General features: G+C 69.6%; 13 protein-coding genes. 5 read left to right on the top strand and 8 right to left on the bottom strand.

Annotation, left to right across the window (positions count from 1 at the left end; all coding sequences use genetic code 11):
- The first annotated feature begins 113 nt into the window (after positions 1-113).
- Both H4N58_RS11655 and ppk2 read left to right on the top strand, forming a co-directional pair.
- On the top strand, positions 114-1,355 hold the full coding sequence (locus tag H4N58_RS11655; protein ID WP_243845101.1) for an ATP-binding protein: 1,242 nt from the start codon (positions 114-116) through the stop codon (positions 1,353-1,355).
- Between the two features lie 42 nt (positions 1,356-1,397).
- On the top strand, positions 1,398-2,219 hold the full coding sequence (gene ppk2, locus H4N58_RS11650; RefSeq protein ID WP_167250621.1) for a polyphosphate kinase 2: 822 nt from the start codon (positions 1,398-1,400) through the stop codon (positions 2,217-2,219).
- Between the two features lie 9 nt (positions 2,220-2,228).
- On the opposite strand, the gene H4N58_RS11645 is transcribed toward ppk2, so the two are convergent.
- From H4N58_RS11645 to H4N58_RS11630, 4 genes are all read right to left on the bottom strand, one after another.
- Complete coding sequence (locus H4N58_RS11645; protein ID WP_167250623.1) at positions 2,229-2,837, bottom strand: hypothetical protein; 609 nt, start codon at positions 2,835-2,837, stop codon at positions 2,229-2,231.
- 98 nt (positions 2,838-2,935) lie between these two features.
- Positions 2,936-3,868, bottom strand: coding sequence for a hypothetical protein (locus H4N58_RS11640; RefSeq protein ID WP_167003247.1), 933 nt, complete (start codon positions 3,866-3,868; stop codon positions 2,936-2,938).
- Positions 3,865-4,203, bottom strand: a complete 339-nt coding sequence (locus H4N58_RS11635; RefSeq protein WP_167250625.1) for a PadR family transcriptional regulator — start codon at positions 4,201-4,203, stop codon at positions 3,865-3,867. Before H4N58_RS11635 ends, H4N58_RS11640 begins: the two co-directional genes overlap by 4 nt.
- Before the next feature lie 96 nt (positions 4,204-4,299).
- Positions 4,300-7,722 carry a helicase-related protein gene (locus tag H4N58_RS11630; RefSeq protein WP_167250628.1) on the bottom strand — a complete coding sequence of 1,141 codons (3,423 nt, stop codon included), beginning with the start codon at positions 7,720-7,722 and terminating at the stop codon, positions 4,300-4,302.
- 135 nt (positions 7,723-7,857) lie between these two features.
- Between H4N58_RS11630 and H4N58_RS11625 the strand changes: the two genes are divergently transcribed.
- A complete protein-coding gene (locus tag H4N58_RS11625; RefSeq protein ID WP_167250630.1) occupies positions 7,858-10,524 on the top strand; it encodes a DEAD/DEAH box helicase in 2,667 nt (888 codons plus the stop codon).
- Positions 10,525-10,576: 52 nt separating this feature from the next.
- On the opposite strand, the gene H4N58_RS11620 is transcribed toward H4N58_RS11625, so the two are convergent.
- The 4 genes from H4N58_RS11620 to H4N58_RS11605 form a co-directional block, all read right to left on the bottom strand.
- Positions 10,577-13,660 (bottom strand): M14 family zinc carboxypeptidase, encoded by a 3,084-nt coding sequence (locus tag H4N58_RS11620; protein WP_167250632.1) that lies wholly within the window; start codon positions 13,658-13,660, stop codon positions 10,577-10,579.
- A 107-nt stretch (positions 13,661-13,767) separates the two neighbouring features.
- Positions 13,768-14,196, bottom strand: coding sequence for a TA system VapC family ribonuclease toxin (locus H4N58_RS11615; protein WP_167003237.1), 429 nt, complete (start codon positions 14,194-14,196; stop codon positions 13,768-13,770).
- Complete coding sequence (locus H4N58_RS11610) at positions 14,193-14,426, bottom strand: CopG family transcriptional regulator (RefSeq protein ID WP_167003234.1); 234 nt, start codon at positions 14,424-14,426, stop codon at positions 14,193-14,195. Before H4N58_RS11610 ends, H4N58_RS11615 begins: the two co-directional genes overlap by 4 nt.
- Before the next feature lie 18 nt (positions 14,427-14,444).
- Positions 14,445-15,410: a hypothetical protein gene (locus tag H4N58_RS11605; RefSeq protein WP_167250634.1), complete on the bottom strand. Its 966-nt coding sequence runs from the start codon at positions 15,408-15,410 to the stop codon at positions 14,445-14,447.
- 141 nt (positions 15,411-15,551) lie between these two features.
- Between H4N58_RS11605 and H4N58_RS11600 the strand changes: the two genes are divergently transcribed.
- Positions 15,552-16,655 carry an NAD(P)H-binding protein gene (locus H4N58_RS11600; protein ID WP_167003230.1) on the top strand — a complete coding sequence of 368 codons (1,104 nt, stop codon included), beginning with the start codon at positions 15,552-15,554 and terminating at the stop codon, positions 16,653-16,655.
- 115 nt (positions 16,656-16,770) lie between these two features.
- Positions 16,771-18,201, top strand: a complete 1,431-nt coding sequence (locus H4N58_RS11595) for an MFS transporter (RefSeq protein WP_167003228.1) — start codon at positions 16,771-16,773, stop codon at positions 18,199-18,201.
- Positions 18,202-18,210 lie beyond the last annotated feature (9 nt).

The raw sequence follows: 18,210 nt of genomic DNA, 5'->3' as shown, positions 1-18,210 counted from the left end.
AATGCGCCCACGCGCGACCATTTGTCAGAGAGAGGGGCGTCCAAATGTTAAGTAGAAACCTGCCCATCTGTTAGGTTCGGGCAAGGGCATACCGTCGCCGGATCCTCGATGACGTGCTCGATGAGCTCCTCCCTCAATTGGCCGCGATTGCGATCGAAGGTGCTAAGGGGGTGGGTAAGACCGCGACCGCCGGCGAGCGTGCATCGACTGTCCTGTCGCTCGATGACCCGCGGCAGCGGGAGGTGCTCACCGCGAACCTCGACCGCATCACGCAGGTGCCTCCACCAGTCCTCCTCGATGAGTGGCAGCTTCTCCCCGCGGTCTGGGACAGGGTGCGCCGGGCAGTGGATGACGACAGTTCTGGGGGGCAGTACCTCCTTGCAGGGTCCGCGGGTGTGGGGCCCGGTATTCGCCTCCACTCAGGGGCCGGGCGGATCGTGAGTCTCGCGATGCGCCCGATGGCGTTCAGTGAGCGAGGGCTCGTCGAGCCTATGGTCTCGCTCGGCGACCTTCTTACTGGTCGTCGACCAGACCTCGGCGGCGACGTCGATGTCGACCTTCCTGCCTATGTCGATGAGATCCTGCGGTCCGGCTTTCCCGGCATTCGCGACCTCTCGGGAAGGGCGCTGGGGGTCCAGCTCGACAGCTACGTGACCCGTGTCGTCGAACGCGAGTTGCCGGAGAACGGTGTCAACGTTCGTCGCCCCCATACGTTGCGCGCGTGGCTTGCCGCGTACGCGGCCGCTACCAGCACGGACGCCGCCTATTCGGCCATCCTCGACGCCGCGACGGCAGGTGATCACGACAAGCCCGCCCGTCAGACGGTCGACGCCTATCGCGATCACCTGCAGCGACTTTTCGTCCTCGACCCTGTCCCCGCGTGGCTCCCCGTGTTCGCCCCGCTCAAGCGGCTTACCCGTACGCCCAAGCACCATCTTGTCGACCCGGCCCTCGCGGCCCGGCTCGTTGGCGTTGGCAAGGAGGCCCTGCTTCGCGGCGACGGCAGTCGAGCGTCAGCGTCGACGGGCACCTGGCTTGGTGCGCTGTTCGAGTCGCTTGTGACGCAGAGCGTGCGGGTCTACGCCGCAGCAAACAACGCAGGCGTCGGCCACCTCCGAACGAAGAGCACAGATCGCGAGGTCGACCTCATCGTCGAGGGGGAAGACCGGCGAGTGGTGGCCATCGAAGTCAAACTCGCTCCGACGGTCGACGACAGAGACGTACGCCATCTCCACTGGCTCGGTGCGCAACTCGGCGAGCGGGTTGCCGATCGGATCGTCGTGACGACCGGACCTTACGCGTACCGCCGGGCTGACGGCATCGGAGTGGTTCCGCTGGCGCTTCTCGGACCCTAGTGACACCCGGCCGGATCGCGCCCGCGGCGTTATCGTCCCGTCATGAGCGCCGCAGCGAAGCAGCCCAAGCTCCCGACGAAGGTGTACGAGGCAGAGCTCGCGCGCTTGCAGATCGAGCTGGTCAAGCTCCAGGAGTGGGTGAGGACCACCGGGGCGCGCATCGTGGTGCTCTTCGAGGGCCGAGACGCTGCCGGCAAGGGCGGCACGATCAAGCGCATCACCGAGAACCTCAACCCGCGCATCGCCCGCATTGCCGCGCTTCCCGCGCCGACCGAGCGCGAGAAGACGCAGTGGTACTTCCAGCGCTACGTCCCGCACCTCCCCGCGGGCGGGGAGATCGCGCTGTTCGACCGCTCCTGGTACAACCGCGCGGGTGTCGAGCACGTCATGGGCTACTGCACCAACGAGCAGTACGCGCTGTTCATGCGCCAGGCACCGGAGTTCGAGCAGATGCTGATCGAGGACGGGATCCTGCTGCGCAAGTACTGGTTCTCGGTGTCCGACGCGGAGCAGCTCAAGCGGTTCCGGTCGCGGGCCGGCGATCCGATCCGGCGCTGGAAGCTGAGTCCGACCGACATCGAGTCGGTCAACCGCTGGGAGGAGTACTCGCGGGCGAAGGACGAGATGATGGCCTACACCGACACGGTGACGAGCCCGTGGTTCGTGGTCGAGTCCGACAGCAAGAAGCGGGCCCGGCTGAACATGATCGCGCACCTGCTCTCGACCGTCCCATACACGGAGGTCGAGCCTCCCCACATCAAGATCCCCGGCCGCCCAGCGGCGACCGGCTCGTACGAGCGTCCGCCGCGGGACCTGTCGACGTACGTCCCGGACCACGTCGCCGAGCTGCTTCGCGAGGGGTGAGCGGCCGGGCTACACCTTGGACTTGCGGTAGCCGGCAGCCTTCGCTGCGGCCTCGGTCCGGAAGCAGTCCTCCGGCTTCGTGCGGTCGTAGAAGGCCTGGTCCGGCAGGTGATAGATCATGCTGCTCGCGTTGCCCTTGATCGGCGCCCAGGACGGGCAGTTCCACTCCGATATCGGGTCGGTACGGTTCGGGCGCTGCCCGCGCCTGATCGTCAGCTTCTGAGACCGGGTGCGCTTCTTGAAGGCCGAGTACTTCCGCTTGCCGTCGACGATCGTGAATGTTCGGAACCTGACGCGGGTCCTAACACGGTATGTGCCTGGCTTGAGGCGGACCTTCGCTCTGTTCTTGGCGACGATGCGCCCGTCCTTCTTGACGGTCAACGTCTTCGACGCGACGGCCACCTGCCCGCGTACACGCACGACGGGCTTCACCGTCATCTTGCCCCCGTACGGGGCGGTCTTCGTCGCGATCTTCTTGACCTTGACCACAGGTCGAGGAGCTGCTTCGGCCGGGACAACCGTGGTGGCCACCAGACCAAATGCTGCGGTGGCGGCGACGGCAAGCGCGGTGGCACGGCGCGTCAACGTGCGCCTGGTGGTGTTCGCGTGAGGAATCACTGCTTGCTCCTAGTCCTACCCGAGGGACTCCCGAAAATGAGCGGTCCTACGAGCCTAATCAGCGGCGGCGAGATGTTCAGGCGTTCTGCCAACTCGGCTCAGCGACTGGCGCGCCGCGCCTTGAGGACGCCGTCGATGACGTCCCACGCGGTGACGACGAGCACGCCGACGAGGATCCCCTGCGTCACCTGGTCGAGTGTCGAGGCATTCCACCCCAGACGCTCGACCAGCTCGGGGTTGAGGAAGTCACCGCTCTTCAGTACGGGCACCGTCACTGCGGCGAAGGCCACGCCGAGCGCCGCGTTGACGCCTGCCGCGGTCCAGGTCCACCCCTTGACGTGGACCCAGAGGGTGAACAGGATCTCGAGCGCGATCAGGCCGAGCACGATCGGGATCCACGACCCCCACAGCATGGGATCGAGGACAGCGATGCTCTCGCCGTCGATACGGACCGGCGAGCTGGTCTGCTGCCCGATCAGCAGGAACGCCATGACTGCCAGGTACACGAGGCTCGCGATCGTCTCCGCGTACGGCCGGCCGGAACGGGCCGTGGCTGGGAGCTTGTCCACGGTCCAGCGCTCGGTCACCTCGCCCTCACCGACGCCCGACCACTCCAGGACGGCGAAGACAGCCGTGACCCAGAACGCGATCTGGATGGCGGCGCTGATCATGACGCCGACCGCCCCGATCAGCGTCGTGGCGATGTTGTCGTCGGACGCGACACCGCTGATGATGTGCACCGTGCCGACGATGGGGAGGACGATCACGAGCACCAGGACGAGGAGGCGCAGCCACGGCATGAAGTACCGCGGCCCGATCAGCCGCGGCTCGCGGCCGGTGTACTTTACCGCGACGAGCAACGGGTCGCCCATCTCCTCCAGCACCTCGCGCTCGACGGCGGCGGAGTCACCGCGCGCGGCGACCGTGTCGGCGATGCGCTCACGAAGCTCGTCCCCGACATCGCGACGGGTCTGCCCCGGGAGCCACCGCGTGGCGGCGTGGACGTACCTGTCGGTCAACGTGGTGGTCATCGGGTTCCTCCGGTGGTGAAGCGCGCGAGCGCAGCGTCGATGTCGTGCCATGCGGCGGTGAGTGTGTGGGCGAGCTGGTCGCCGTCGGTGCTGGTGCGGTAGAACTTGCGCGGCCTCGCCTCGTCGGTGTTCCACTCGCTGGTGAGCAGGCCCTGCTTCTCCAGGCGGCGCAGCAGGGGATAGAGCGTGTTGCCGTCGACCGTGATGCCCGCGTCGTTGAGCGACTCGAGCAGGCCGTAGCCGTAGCCGGGTTCACGCAGGGAGACCAGGCTTGCGAGCACTACCGTGCCGCGCCGCAGTTCCTGCAGATGCTGTTGGATCAGGTCGTCGTCCACATCACGCACTATACAGTACGGCGCACTGTATGCGCATCTCGTACACCCTTCGCCGGTCGAGGCGGGTCTACGCGAGGGGGCGCATGCGAGGAGACCTCAGTGCGGCTCTCGGCCCTTCGCCCACATCTTGTCCCAGCTCGCCCGGTGCCCCGTGGCCTCGAAGCCGCCGAGGTCCACCCCGGCGAACGGGTCGTCGAGATAGCGCACGTCGTCGTACGCGGCACCGCGCGGATCGACGCGGACCATCGCCAGCCGATAGCGCGGGGCCGCGTTCTTGCCGGTCACCACCTCGTTGTGCGTGACGAAGAAGTCGTCGGCGCCGGCGATGCGGGCCTTGACCTCGATGCGGAGCGTGTCGCCGTTCGGCTCGGTGCTGAGCACGTCGTAGCCGGGGTTGTTGAACGCCTGCTCCTCCGGCGCCCGCCCCAGGCGCTGCTCGCACGCGAGGACGAGATCGACACCTCGCCGCTCGACCTCCTTGGTGGCGACCGCGTGCATCGGCGCGTCGCCTGGCAGTGCATCGTCGACCGACGCGAGGGGCAGGACGAGCGCGGCGGTGACGATCCGCGGCGGCTTCGTCGACATCGACGCCTGCTTGTCGAGGGTCGCGAGGCGGCGTTCGAGCCTCACCTCGAGCTCGCGCGCCTTCCGACGCAGACGCTCGGGCGACTCCGCACCCCTCTCGCCGCCACGCTTGCTCGCGGACGCGGCGGCCGCATCGCGGACGAGCCGGTCGCACTCGCTGCTCAGCCGACCGGTGACGAGCGTCCGGGCACGCGCGAGCTCGCGTGAGCGTACGGGCTGGACCTCGGCGAGGTAGGCCGGCAGCTGGTGCGCGATGATCCAGCTCATCGCCTTGGCCTCGGCGTCCGCGAGCCACGGCCATGTGCGGGCGTCAGCGGTCTGAGGGCCAGGCGGCGCGGCGAGGCAGTCGAGGTACGGCGCGGGTCCGGCCGGTGTCACGACACCCTGCTCGTCGGCGTACGCGTATCCGAACCGCTTGGCGACCGAGCTGCCGGTGGCGTCGACGACCTCCTCGATCACCCCGACGAGCAGCTGCGGCCGGTCGAGCGTCGCCGACACGAGGACCGTCCCGCGCTCGAGGCATCCGCGCAGCAGCGCGATCGCCTCGTCCATCACCGCGTCGTGGAGCGCATGACCCGGAGCCAGGAGCTCGGCACGATCGTGCCCGGCCGCCTCGGCGGAGGCGAGGTCGAACGTGACGCGGTGATAGCGCGACGAGACCGGGCCGCGCCCCCTGCTCCGGATCTGCGCGGGGACGTGCGCGATCTCGTACCGGCCGGTCTCCCGTCGCGCGAGTCGCCCGCCCAGGCGCGCGAACGCTCCCTTGAACGCCAGCTCGATGTAGTACGGCTGGAGACGGCGCGCCTGGGCCTCGTCCATCTGTCGTCTCATGGCAGCGAGTTCGGCCTCCGACATCGAGTCGTGCGCGAGCGCGTGCTCCGAGAGGAGCTCTCTGATCCCGTCGGCGACTCGGTGGTCGATGACCTCGTCCATGCTCGCGCGCACGGCGGGGTCCTCGCCGTACCGGACCGCCTCCATGAGGAGATCGCGCAGCGGTGTCTCGTCGAACGCGCTGCCGAGGATGTCGTAGACCTTGCCGCCGTACGCGGCGCGCTGTTCGTCGATCTTCTCGAGCAGCCGCTGGAAGACCTGGCCCTCTCGGGTATTGCTGGCGACCAGGTTCCAGAGGTGGCAGACCTCCGTCTGGCCGATGCGGTGGATGCGTCCGAAGCGCTGCTCGAGGCGGTTGGGGTTCCACGGGAGGTCGTAGTTGACCATCAGGTGCGCGGCGTGGAGGTTCAGCCCCTCCCCAGCGGCATCGGTCGCGAGGAGGATCTGAGCCTGCGGGTTGGTGGTGAACTCCTCGGTGATGCGCCTGCGATCGGATCGTGGCACGCCGCCGTGGATGGCGAGCACCGCGTCCGGCCTGCCGAGGAGCGACGTGATGCGCCGATTGAGGTAGTCGAGAGTGTCGCGGTGCTCGGAGAAGATGATGAGCTTGCGCGGACGACCGCCCGGACCGGAGGTGAGGGCCTCCGCCTCGAGGATCGTGCGCAGTTCGGTCCACTTGCGGTCGGTGCCGGCGTCGCGCACCCGCCTGGCCGCCTGCGTCAGCGCGGCGAGCTCGACCAGCTCCGCATCAAGCTCGCGCACCGTACGGGACGCCGTCGCGGCATCGACCAGCTCGTCCTCGAGCTCCTCGAGCTCGGCGGCCGCATACTCCTCGTCGTCGGAGAAGTCCGGCGGGTCCGCGAGCTCGGCCTCCCACGCGTCGACACCGGCGAGGATCTCCTCCTTGCGGCGTTCGAGGCGCGCGGTGCGGCGTACGAGGGAGCCGTAAATCGCCTCGGAGCTCGACGCGAGCCGTCGCTGCAACACCGTGAGTGCGAAGCCGACGGTGTTGCGGCGCTTGCCGTCCAGCCGGTCGGCGCGGTTCATCCCGTCGCGCACGTAGGCGGTGACGGCTTCGTACAGGTCGAGCTCGAGCGCGGTCAGTGCGTACGGGACGGTCTGCGCGATGCGTTCGGGGAAGAGCCGCCTACCGTCGAAGGTGAGCAGGTCCTCCTTGACCATGCGGCGCATGACGCCGGTGGTGTCGGAGGAGTGCAGGTCCTGCTGGTACTTGCCCTCGAACCGGTCACGGTCGAGCAGCGTCAAGAAGAGCTGGAAGTCCTCCTCCTTGCCGGAGTGGGGCGTCGCCGTCATCAGGAGGAAGTGTCGTGTCGCGCTCGCGAGGCGCTCGCCGAGGAGGAACCGCTTGGTCTTGCGGACCTTGCCGCCGAAGTAGTGGGCGGCCATGCGGTGCGCCTCGTCGACGACCACCAGGTCCCACTCGGCGTCGGCGAGCTGGGCCTGGAGCGCCTCATTGCGCGTGAGGTGGTCCATCCGGGCGATGAGCAGCGGGTGCCGCGCGAACACGTTGCCGGACCCGACCGCGTCGACCGCTTGGGGGGTGAGGAGGTCGAACCGCAGGCCGAACTTGACGAAGAGCTCGTCCTGCCACTGCTCGACGAGCCCGCCCGGCGCCACGATGAGACACCGACGGACGTCGTCGCGGAGCAGGAGCTCCTTGATGTAGAGGCCCGCCATGATCGTCTTGCCGGCGCCGGGGTCGTCGGCGAGCAGGAAGCGCAGCGGTGTGCGGGGGAGCAGCTCGCCGTACACCGCGCGGATCTGGTGGGGGAGCGGCTGCACATCGCTGGTCGCGACCGCGAGCATGGGGTCGTGCAATCCGGCGAGCGTGATGCGCTGCGCCTCGGCGACGAGCGCGAAGTCGTCGGCCGGGGCGTCGAACGGGCGACCGCCGGAGTCCGCCGAGCCCAGGGCCGCCTCGTCATCGCGGAAGAGCACGCGTTGCGAGAGGGCACCGGAGACGCTCTTGTAGGTGACCTCGAGCGCGTCGCCGCCGTGCCACTGGGCAGCGAGAACGAGCACGGCTTCACCAGGCACCAGACCGGCGATGCGCACGCCGGCGATGACCTCTTCGAGCGTCAAGGTCGAATTCCTCCCGAGATGGATTGCGGCCCGACTCTAGCGACGGTCGCTGACAGGATCGCGCGTGTCGGGGCGTCGGGGTGCGTCACTAGCCTTGCGTGGGGAACCCGCCGATGCTCAAGCCCGTGAGAGGTCATGAACCGAGACGAACGCAAGCAGCTGCGCACCCTCGCGAGCGAGGTCGAGGGCTGGACGGCAGCTGCGCAGGCGGTCACGGCGCAACGCGAGGACGACGAGGCGCGGGTGCGCGAGCTCGTCCGCGCGTTGCGAGCGCGCGCCGTCACGGTCGCGTACGACGGTCGTGCCGCGTGGCGCGTCGTTCCGCTGTGTCGCGACGATGCTCCGCTGCTGGAGCTGCTCGCTCATCGGGCGAACCTGCCGGCGCTGGAGGCTGCCGACCGCACGATGATCCAGGAGCTGGACGGGGGCCGCGAGATCGTCGAGACGGTCGCCGCGCTCGTCTCGTCCCGACGCTTCTTCGCCGGCCGTGAGCGCAAGGCAGAAGCGGCGGCGTCCGCAGATCAGCTCCGGGCACTGCACGCGTGGGGGACGGGCAGCGACGTCGCCGAGCGGCTCGCGCGGCTCGCGCGCTCATCCGGGCGGTACGACGCGACCAGCCTCGCCGCACCCGACCTGCTCGAGCCCGCGTTCGGCCTGGTCGGCGCGCTCTCCGACCTCGGTCATTCACCCGAGATGCTGCCCGGCGCGGCGCTGCACCGCCTCCCCGGAGCGGTCGACGCGCTCACGTCTGCGGTCCAGGCCGAGGCCGCGTACCGGGACGCGGCGAAGGACGCCGGCGAGGCCGTACGCAAGGCCGACGTCCATCGGCTGCTGTCCGACATGTCCGTCGAGGGGCTCAAGGAGGCGACCCGCGACCGGCTCCGGCTCGGGCCGCTGCGCGACGCCCGGATCACGACCGTCCAGCAGGTGCTCTCCGCGGGCCGGCTCGTCGAGACGCTCCCCGGTCTCGGCCCGACCACGGGCATGCAGATCGTCGGCGCCGCCCGCACGATCTGGCAGATCACGTACGACGAGACGCCGGTGCGCATCGACGTGGTCCGCAGACACTCCGAGACGACCCGGCTGCTGCACCACCTCGCGAACTGGGACTCCGCACGGCGGACGAGGGGCGCGTCCGCAGACCTCGTCCGCAGCCAGGAGCTCGCTGCGTTGGCCGACGCGATGGGCGAGCACGTGAGTCACGTCCTCGTCTTCGGGATCGCGGGGCGAGAGGCGGCCGAGCTGCTCGCCGGTGCCGACCGGGTCGTACGACGGGCGGCGCTGATCGCGAACGGCGACGGCGGCTCCGCGCACGCGATGCCGTCGGACGATCCCTGGGACGACTTCCTCGCGCGTCCTGCGGACTACTTCGCGATGCTCGGCGAGCTCGGCTTCCTGATCGAGGACGACGAGAAGACGCACGGCGACCTTCCCGACGAGATCATCGAGGCCGTGCGCGCGCTCGAGCTGAGAGGCGACGACCTTGACGCGTCGCTGCGCGGCTACCAGAGCTTCGCGGCGCGGTTCGCGCTGGTGCAGCGCAAGGTGATCATCGGTGACGAGATGGGCCTCGGCAAGACGGTCGAGTCATTGGCCGTGCTCGCCCACCTTCGCAGCACGGGAGCCGCCACGCACTTCCTCGTGGTCTGCCCCGCAGCCGTCGTCACCAACTGGACCCGCGAGGTCACGAGCAAGTCGACGCTGACGGCATACCGGGTCCACGGCCCGGGACGTGACGAGGGCGCCCAGGCGTGGGTACGCGGAGGCGGCGTCGCCGTTACGACGTACGAGACGCTCGGTCGCCTCGATCCCTACCTGGAGCAGGTCGACGAGATCGGGTGCGTCATCGTCGACGAGGCGCACTACATCAAGAACCCGGATGCGCAACGGTCACAGCGGACCGCCGCGCTGCTCGACCGCAGCGAGCGCGCCGTCCTCCTGACCGGGACACCGCTGGAGAACCGCGTCGAGGAGTTCCGCAACCTGGTCGGCTACGTCCGTCCCGATCTCGTCGTCCATGCGAACGAGCTCGCGCCCCACCGGTTCCGGCGTCAGGTCGCGCCCGCCTACCTGCGGCGCAACCAGGAGGACGTCCTCGACGAGCTGCCCAAGCTCGTCGAGGTCGACGAGTGGCTCCCGATGACGCGCGACGACGAGCGGACCTACCGCGCCGCGGTCGTCGAGGGCAACTTCATGGCGATGCGGCAGGCGGCGATGCTCGGGCAGGACAGCCAGAAGATGGAGCGGCTGTGCGACGTCGTCGAAGAGGCCGAGGCGAACGACCGCCGCGTGATCGTCTTCTCGCACTTCCGTGAGGTCCTCGCACGCGTGGCACGTGAGCTTCCGGGTCCCGTCTTCGGTCCGTTGACGGGGTCGGTGCCCGCGGCCGCGCGCCAGGACATGGTCGACAAGTTCGCCGCCGCCGGCAACGGCGCGGTCCTGGTCGCGCAGATCGTGGCCGGCGGCGTCGGGCTCAACATCCAGGCGGCCTCGGTCGTCGTCATCTGCGAGCCGCAGCTCAAGCCGACGACCGAGGCCCAGGCAGTGGCGCGTGCTCATCGGATGGGACAGCTGAAGTCCGTCCAGGTGCACCGGCTGCTGTCGGAGGACGGGGTGGATCGCCGCATCACCGAGATCCTGGCCCAGAAGCGGAGGCTGTTCGACGAGTTCGCGCGGGTGAGCGACACCGCGGAGAGTGCGCCGGAGGCGGTCGACATCTCGGAGGCCGAGCTGGCGCGCGAGGTCGTCGCCGCCGAGCGGGTCCGGTTGCTGACACGAGACACCGGTGAACAGGGGCAATGACGAGGGGCCGGCCACCCTCCGGTGACCGGCCCCTCAGCTCAGTGCAGCGAGATCACCGCCGCACCTTGATCGTCACCACCTTCTTGGCCGAGGTGAGGTTGGCGTTGCCCAGGTAGGTCACGGTCACCCGCCTGGTGCCCTGGGACAGGCGCGGCAGCGTGATCGCGCCCTTGCCCTCGGCGTTGATCTGGACGGCGTAGGACCTCCTGCCCACCGTGACGACGGCCGCGCCGGTGGCGTTGACGCCCTTGGGCTCGACCCTGAGGGCGAGCCTCGCGCGCGTCCTCGTCGTGACGTGCTGGGGCGACACCGCAACCGACAGGGCTGCGGTGGCCTTCGTCACCTTGAGCGCCACGGGCGGCGAGGTGCTCGCCGCCAGCTCGGCACTGCCCCCGTACGTGGCGGTCAGCAGGTGGTTGCCGACCGACCCGATCGCCGCCAGCCGGACCTTCGCACGGCCGTCCGCATCGATCTCCGCCGACCCGGCGGCTTCGCCGTCGACATAGACGGTGACGACGCCCGACGGGGTCGGCTGGTCGCCGGCTCCCGGTGCCGTGACGTGGATCGTGGCGGTGACCCCGGTCTTCCCCGCGACGACCGTCGTACGGTTGAGCGTCAACGCGGTCGCCGACGCGGGCAGGGGCTCCTCGTACCCGATCTCGGCGATCCAGGTCCGGTAGTTGCCCTCGCGTCCCGGGATGAAGTGCCGCTCGACGTTGCCGCGGCTGTCGACGGTGATCCAGCGGATCTCCGCCCCTTCGTCGACCTTGATCCGCTCGCCGCCCTCGCGCAGGCCGGCCGCGGCGTACATGGTCGACCTCAGGTTCGGAACCGTGCCGTCGGTCGTGTAGAAGACGCTCGCCGGCTCGTTGGTGGCGAACTCGACGTTGACCTTGCCCTCGACGGTGCTGGAGGTCACCTTCACCTCGCTGACCGGCGTCACCGTGTCGGTTTCGTGGTCACGCGCGATCCGCAGCATCTCGATCAGACCGTTGGAGAACTCCATCGCCTCCTGGTGCGCACCCGGTCCGGTCGGCGTCTCGGCCTCGAACGGCGGCTGGAACGTCGAGCCGACCTCGAAGTCCCAGGCAAAGATGCCGTACTTGTACCAGAGCATGTCGCCGGAGTTGCCCGCCGCCGAGTAGAGCGTGTCGACCACGCGCCCGGTCCGTGCCGGTGTCACCGACATGCCCCGGTGCCGCTTGATCGCGGTGAGGATGCGCGACGACGCACCTTGGAAGAGCGACTCCTCCTCCAAGGTGGGCTCCGGAGCGGTGACCCGCCCCGGCACCTGGTAAGCGGCCGGCGACCACATGAAGTAGTTGCCGGAGCTGTGCACGTTCATCGACCACTTGATGTTGGGCCGCGCGGCGACCCAGTCGACGTTGCGCGCCTCGGGCTCGCTCAGCTCCGCCGGACCGGCGAACGTCCCGCTGGTGCAGCTCGGCGACGCTCCCGAGTAGCCGTCGAACAGGCTGTACTCGTCGTAGTTGCGGTTGACGTCGACGCCCCATGAGTCGCGGGAGTTGGCGTCGACGTTGCCGCCCGCCGCGCAGTGGTTGACCATGTTCTTGCGCTGCGAGCTGAAGTCGTAGAACGAGTAGTGACCGCCGTCGGGGTTGACCGACGGGAGCACCCAGATCTCGAGGTTGTCGACCAGATCCTTGGTCGCCGGGTGCGACGCGTAGTTGCGCAGCAGCCGCTCGGCGGTCTCGATCGTGACCAGCGGCGGCACCCACTCGCGCGCATGCTCCTGCGCGTAGTAGAAGACGCCCGGCTTCGAGCCGTCCCGCACCTTGCCGATCTTGATCGCGTACACCGGGTGCTGCGCGCGGGAGACGGTCGCCGGCGCATCGAGCCCGTCGGTGAGGGTGGTCGCCGCGGTTGCCGGCACGATGCCGTCGCCGACGTTGCCGCGGTAGGTGTACGCCGACACGAGGGCGCTCGCAGAGGCGTCGGCGTTGAGGGCGGCGGCGACCTGCGCGGCCGTGCTCGTGGCCGCACCGCCGGAGTCGGTCGCCGAGGTGACCGTGATCGTCTTGTCGGAGACGGAGACCGTCAGCGGCTGGTCGGGCGTGGCCGGGTGCTCGACCGCGACGGTGATGCCGTTGCCGCCCTCGGACCCGTACGCCTTCGAGTCGACGCCGATACGCCGCGGGTGGTCCGCAGCCGCCGTGCCTGCGGGGATGACGGCCTGAGCCAGGCGCCGGTAGCCATTGGTCTGGTGCGGCAGCTCGACGATCTCGGCCAGGTCGGGGAAGTCCGTCGCCAGCTGCTTGATCCGGTCGTACAGCTGGGTCGGATCGAGGTACGAGCTGACGAAGTCCTCCTGGTAGCCCGCGCCCTTGAACGGGTCGGGCTCGTCGCCCGTGGGCAGCCAGTCGGTCACCTTGGCGATCGCCACGTCACCGGTCGGGCTGGTGATCCGGATCCGGTCTGGACGCGTCGTCACCGCCTGCTCGCCCGTCGTCGGGCTCGCCCCGCGGTGGTAGAGGTAGACGTCGGCGTCGACGAAGCGGTTGATGGTCTGCGAGCCGCCGCTGCCGAAAGCCGTCCCCGGGCCACTGTCGCGCTCGACGGTGAGGGTGTCGGTGGCGTTCTGCCCGTTGGCCCACTTAGCCTCGACCGAGAGCACGGGGACGCCGAACGCGGTGAAGTACTGCGCGCGCGTGATCTTCACGTCGGAGACGTCCGGGTGGGTCGCCTCGTCCGCGAACGCCGTGTTCTCGGCCTTGGCCGCGGCGACCGTCGCGTCGCGCTCGGCGAGCGCGGTCTCGGTGTCCTTCTCGGTGTAGAGGACCCCGCCTGCCTCGAAGCCGGCCTTCTCCAGCGCCTCGAGCTCGTGGGGTGTGACGATGGCGCGGACCTCGAGGCCGTCCGGGCGCTGCTCGACGCCGTGGTCGAGGTCGACGCCGGTCGCCACGAGCCGGTCGAGCTCAGCGGTGCCCGGCACGGTGATCTCGACGACCGAGGGCACCTCGTCGGGGAGGCGTTCGAGGGTGACGGTGTCGGGTGCGGGCGGGGACGGATCGGCGAAAGCCGCCGGTACGGTCGTGCTGGCGGCGATCAGGCTCGGCACCGTGAGCGCGAGCGCGACAGCGGTGACCTTCCTGCGCAGGGGTGAGGATCTTGGCATGGGGGCGACATCCTTTTTCTGGAGGTGAAGAAGGCGGATGGCGACACCGTAGAGTGAAATGGATCACACTGCCCGTCGTAGGCCGCGAGGGCCGTTCGAGGGGTCGCTCAGAGCACGACGAGGTGGTCGTTCGTCGCGCCGGGCACCGCGGACACCGGGATCGCGCGGTCGAACGTCACGAACCTCCCGCGGTGTGCGACCGCGGTCGCGAGGAGGTAGAGGTCGGTGACCTGGCGCGGCCCGTGGATCCGACGTGGGTCGACGAACGTCTCGTCGAGCAGGCTGCGGTCGCTGGGCCAGAACTCGTGGTGCTCGGTGCTGCACGCCCGGGCCAGCATCTGGATCGCCTGCGCGACCGGGACCGGGCTCGGGTATTGCGGCTGGCCGACCACGCGGACGAACCCGTTCTGGGTCAGCGGGCAGGACGCCCAGCCCTGTGTGATCTCGGCCGTCAGCCAGTCACGGGCACGGGCGTGATCGGCGTGGTCGCGGTCGAACAGAGCGAGCAGCACGTTGACGTCGAGGAGCGCCCTCACTCGCCGATCTCCTCGCGCAGCTCGTCCACCAGCGCGTTGGAGACGACGGGGCCTCGGTGCGGCAGGGGAGAGAAGCCGAAGAAGCCCTCGTCGGGCTTCATGTCGACCGAACGGGTGAGCGACTCGCGGACGAGGTCTGAGACGACTGCGCCGGCGCTGCGTCCCTCGCGCCGCGCCCGCTCCTTGACCGCGCGAAGCACGTCGTCGTCGATGTCAAGAGTGGTGCGCACGCACATGATGCTAACGCATCACCTGCGACCGAAGGGGTCGCTCTCGCCCGGCCACCATCGCTCAACCGGGCCGAGGTCCTCGGCGAACGGCGTGCGCCAGGCGAGATGCCCGAGGATCGCGATCACGTACTGGTCGAACGACATGCCGTACGTCGTCGCGCGCGACCTGAGCTCGGCATGGAGGCCGTCGGGCATCCCCTGCACCGAGAAGCTGACGTTCTCGCCCTGTCGGATGGCGGCGTGCTCGCGCCAGAGGAAGCGGTCCTGGTCGCGGTCGAGCGGGTCGTACATGAGCTCGGCGAGGGGAGGGAGCGGGTCGCAGAAGAGGGACGGGTCCTCGAGCTTGGCCTGTGCGATCGCGCGCAGAAGGTCCGCGGGACGCGCATCCAGGCCGCGCTCTTCGAACCCCCACCACTCCTGCTTGCGGTAGTGGTCGGCCAGCAGCTCGGAGATCCGCGCGATGTGGTCGGGGGACACCTCAGGCTCGTCCACCCGTCCTGCGACGACGGCTCCGCCGGTCCAGCGGAGGCCAACGAGCCCGTACGGCGGGATCGTCGGGAGCCATCCGGGCGGGCCGACGAGCGTCTCGTCTCCGAACGGGGACGTGGAGACCGGCAGAGGTCGCCCGTGCTCGTGCTCCTCGCGCACGATCATCTCGATCGGGAGGAGTGAGGTGCCCCCGCGGACATCGACGCGCTCCGTGGTGGTGGCGCGCACCCGCTGGGTGAAGACGCATCCGTCGAGCACGGAGGCGAGATGGCTCACCGTCCCGTCGGGATGGCCGACCAGCATCAAGGTCTCGGTGACCGCGTTGAGCACGTCGGCGTCGCGGATCGTGAGGTCAGGACGGCGGCGTCGCACGTCGACGGTGAGCTGGCCGACCGGGGTCCGTGGCGCGAACCGCACCATCTCGGCCAGCTCGTCGCCGAGGTCGTGGAGGAACCGGGCGAATGCGCCGGTGTCGGCGTTGTTGGGGATCGTCATGCATGCAGGGTGTGTCCGCCTGGGAGCCTCGGCTGGCGCTGTCCACAGGGGCCGTCCGGTGGCCATGACCTGGGTGTGGAGAAGCCGGATCTTCGGCCGAAGGGCTCCCCGAGATGCGCAATAAGATATACGATCTGCCCCATGGCCTACAGCACGATCACCTCCCTCGACGCGACCTCCGCTCAGCAGCGCAGTCACGAGCTGCGCACGCGTCTCCTCTCCAGCACCTCGGGCACCTATGCGACCGGCCCCACCGGCAGCGGCAACGGTGAGCGCGTCCTCGTGCTCGGCGGCACCGGATACATCGGCCGCGCGCTCGTGCCGGAGCTGGCCCGGCGCGGATACAAGCCTGCGGTGCTGGCACGCGACGCGGCGGTGAAGAACGATCCGGTCTTCCTCGACGCCGGCGCGGAGATCGTGTCCGGAGACGCCACGCGCCCCGAGGACGTCGAGAACGCCGTCGCGGCGGCGCCGACGGCCGTGGTCGTGTCGCTGCTCAGCGGTCGCCGCCCGAACGACGCCGAAGAGTGCAAGCTCGTCGACTACGACGCGGTCATGAACGGCATCCGTTCCGCCGTCGGCCACCAGGTGCAGCAGTTCATCCACGTCAGCGACTACGGCGCGTACCGGCCCGAGCTGATCCCGCAGGTCTACAAGCTGCAGGTCGAGGGCGAGCTCATGGGCCAGCACCACGGCGCGCTGCCGTGGACGATCGTGCGGCCGACGGCGTACTACCCCTACCTGTCGATGACGTTCGGTGACGTCAAGAACGGTCTGCCGTACCGGATCTTCGACCACGGCGAGTACAACGTCGTCAACCCGATCGCGCGTGAGGACCTCGCCGAGTTCCTCACCAACCAGGTGCTCTCGCCGGAGGCGCTCGGTCGCGTGCTCCCCGTCGGTGGACCCTGGCAGGCCGACAACGTGGTCACGCTCAAGGACGCCGGCCAGATGATGTTCGACGTCACCGGACGCGACCCGCAGTGGGACGTCGTGCCCATGACGACCTGGGACAAGAAGATCGCGCGCCTGCAGCGCATCGGCAAGTACAGCAAGAAGGTCGCGCCGGTCGCGTACTACCTCGAGGCCGCAAAGTACTGGTCGGTCGTCGATCACGTCGCCCCGGCGTACGGGACGCGCACGCTGCGCGAGTTCATGGAGAAGCTCAAGGACCGGGAGTTCCCGACCGGCAGCTTCCGCGAGCGGATGAAGAGCGGCACGGCTGTGATGCCGACCGACATCTGAGTCGCCTCCCGTCGCTAAAGGGTCGCGCCTCACCCTCCTAAGTTGGACAGCGCAGTACGAGTTGGTGTATGCCTGGAGTATCTCGTACTTGCGTGTCCAACTTAGGAGGAGTGTCATGGCGACCTCCGCACACCCGTCCGACGGCCCGACGGGCCAGGCTTCGACCCCGTACCCGCAGCGCTGGCTCGCGCTCGCCCTGCTGGGCATCGCGCAGTTCATGCTCATCCTCGACGTCACCGTCGTGGCGATCGCGCTGCCGCACATGGGTGCCGACGTGGGCCTCAGTCGCGAGGAGCTGACCTGGGTCGTCAGCGCGTACACCCTGACCTTCGGCGGGCTGATGCTCCTCGGAGGGCGTCTCGCCGACCTCATCGGGCCCAAGGCGCTCGTCTTCGCCGGGCTCGCCGTGTTCACGATCGCGTCGCTGGTCACCGGCGCCGCGGAGGAGGCGGGGACCGTCCTCGCGGGCCGTGTCGGCCAGGGGCTCGGTGCGGCGATGCTCTCGCCCGCTGCCCTCTCGGCGGTCGTGCGCATGTTCGACGGCGACGAGCGCAACCGTGCCCTGGGGATCTGGTCCGCCCTCGGCGGAGGCGGCGCCGCGGTCGGTGTCCTCGTCGGTGGTGTGCTGACCGCCGGCCCGGGCTGGCCGTGGGTGTTCTACGTGAACGTCCCGATCGGCGCGATCGTGCTCGTCGTCCTCGCGCGCGTGCTCCCCAGTCTGCCGCCGGCGGGCCTCGGCGCCTCCCGGCGACCGGACGTCCTCGGTGCGGTGCTCGTCACCGCGGCGACCGGCACCCTGATCTACGCGATGATCGACGCCGGGGACGACGGCTGGCTGGAGCCGCGGACGTTGACCCTCTTCGCCGTCTCCGTCGTGCTCTACCTGGCGTTCGGCCTCTGGCAGCGGATCGCCCCCTCACCTTTGATGGACCTGCACCTGCTCGCGCGCAGGCCGGTCAGCTCCGGCATCTTCGTCATCGCGATCACGACGGCCCTGATGGTGGCGGTGTTCTTCCTGGGCTCGTTCTACCTCCAGGGGCGCGCGGACCTCGGTCCGCTCGCGACGGGGCTGCTGTTCCTGCCCGTCGCGCTGGCGACCATGGCGGGAGCCCAGATCGGTGGCCGGCTCATCGGCCGTACGGGCGGACGCGCGCTCGGGGTCGGCGGGATGCTCCTCGCCGCCGCGGGTCTCGCCGTCCCGGTGCTCTGGACGACGACCGTCGGCGTGGTCGTCGGCATCAGCGTAAGCGCGGCTGGGCTCGGGACGCTGTTCGTGGTGGCGTCAGCCACGGCGCTCGGCATGGTGGCACCGCACGAGGCGGGCATCGCCTCCGGCATCGTCTCCACGTTCCACGAGTTCGGCGCGTCGCTCGGGGCGGCGGTCGTGTCGAGCGTCGCCGCCGCCAGCCTGGTCGACCAGACCGCCTCGGGATACACCGCGGCGTTCCTGGTCGCCGCCGTCGCCGCCGCCGTCTCGGCAGCGGTTGCCGGGCTTGTCCTGCCCGGGAGGGTGAAGACCGCCCCGGAGGAGGCTGTCGCCCGATAGGTTCCGGGC

Origin of the sequence: Mumia sp. ZJ1417 (genome assembly GCF_014127285.1) — a bacterium.
In the GTDB taxonomy this organism is placed as follows: domain Bacteria; phylum Actinomycetota; class Actinomycetes; order Propionibacteriales; family Nocardioidaceae; genus Mumia.
The sequence above is the reverse complement of the archived record's forward strand: the minus strand, read 5'-3'. Positions and strand labels throughout refer to the sequence as shown.

Excerpts from the sequence above, each read along its gene's own strand:
- ppk2 (WP_167250621.1), top strand. The coding sequence starts at position 1,398 with ATGAGCGCCGCAGCGAAGCAGCCCAAGCTCCCGACGAAGGTGTACGAG.
- H4N58_RS11640 (WP_167003247.1), bottom strand. The coding sequence starts at position 3,868 with ATGACCACCACGTTGACCGACAGGTACGTCCACGCCGCCACGCGGTGG.
- H4N58_RS11625 (WP_167250630.1), top strand. The coding sequence starts at position 7,858 with ATGAACCGAGACGAACGCAAGCAGCTGCGCACCCTCGCGAGCGAGGTC.
- H4N58_RS11620 (WP_167250632.1), bottom strand. The coding sequence starts at position 13,660 with ATGCCAAGATCCTCACCCCTGCGCAGGAAGGTCACCGCTGTCGCGCTC.
- H4N58_RS11605 (WP_167250634.1), bottom strand. The coding sequence starts at position 15,410 with ATGACGATCCCCAACAACGCCGACACCGGCGCATTCGCCCGGTTCCTC.
- H4N58_RS11600 (WP_167003230.1), top strand. The coding sequence starts at position 15,552 with ATGGCCTACAGCACGATCACCTCCCTCGACGCGACCTCCGCTCAGCAG.
- H4N58_RS11595 (WP_167003228.1), top strand. The coding sequence starts at position 16,771 with ATGGCGACCTCCGCACACCCGTCCGACGGCCCGACGGGCCAGGCTTCG.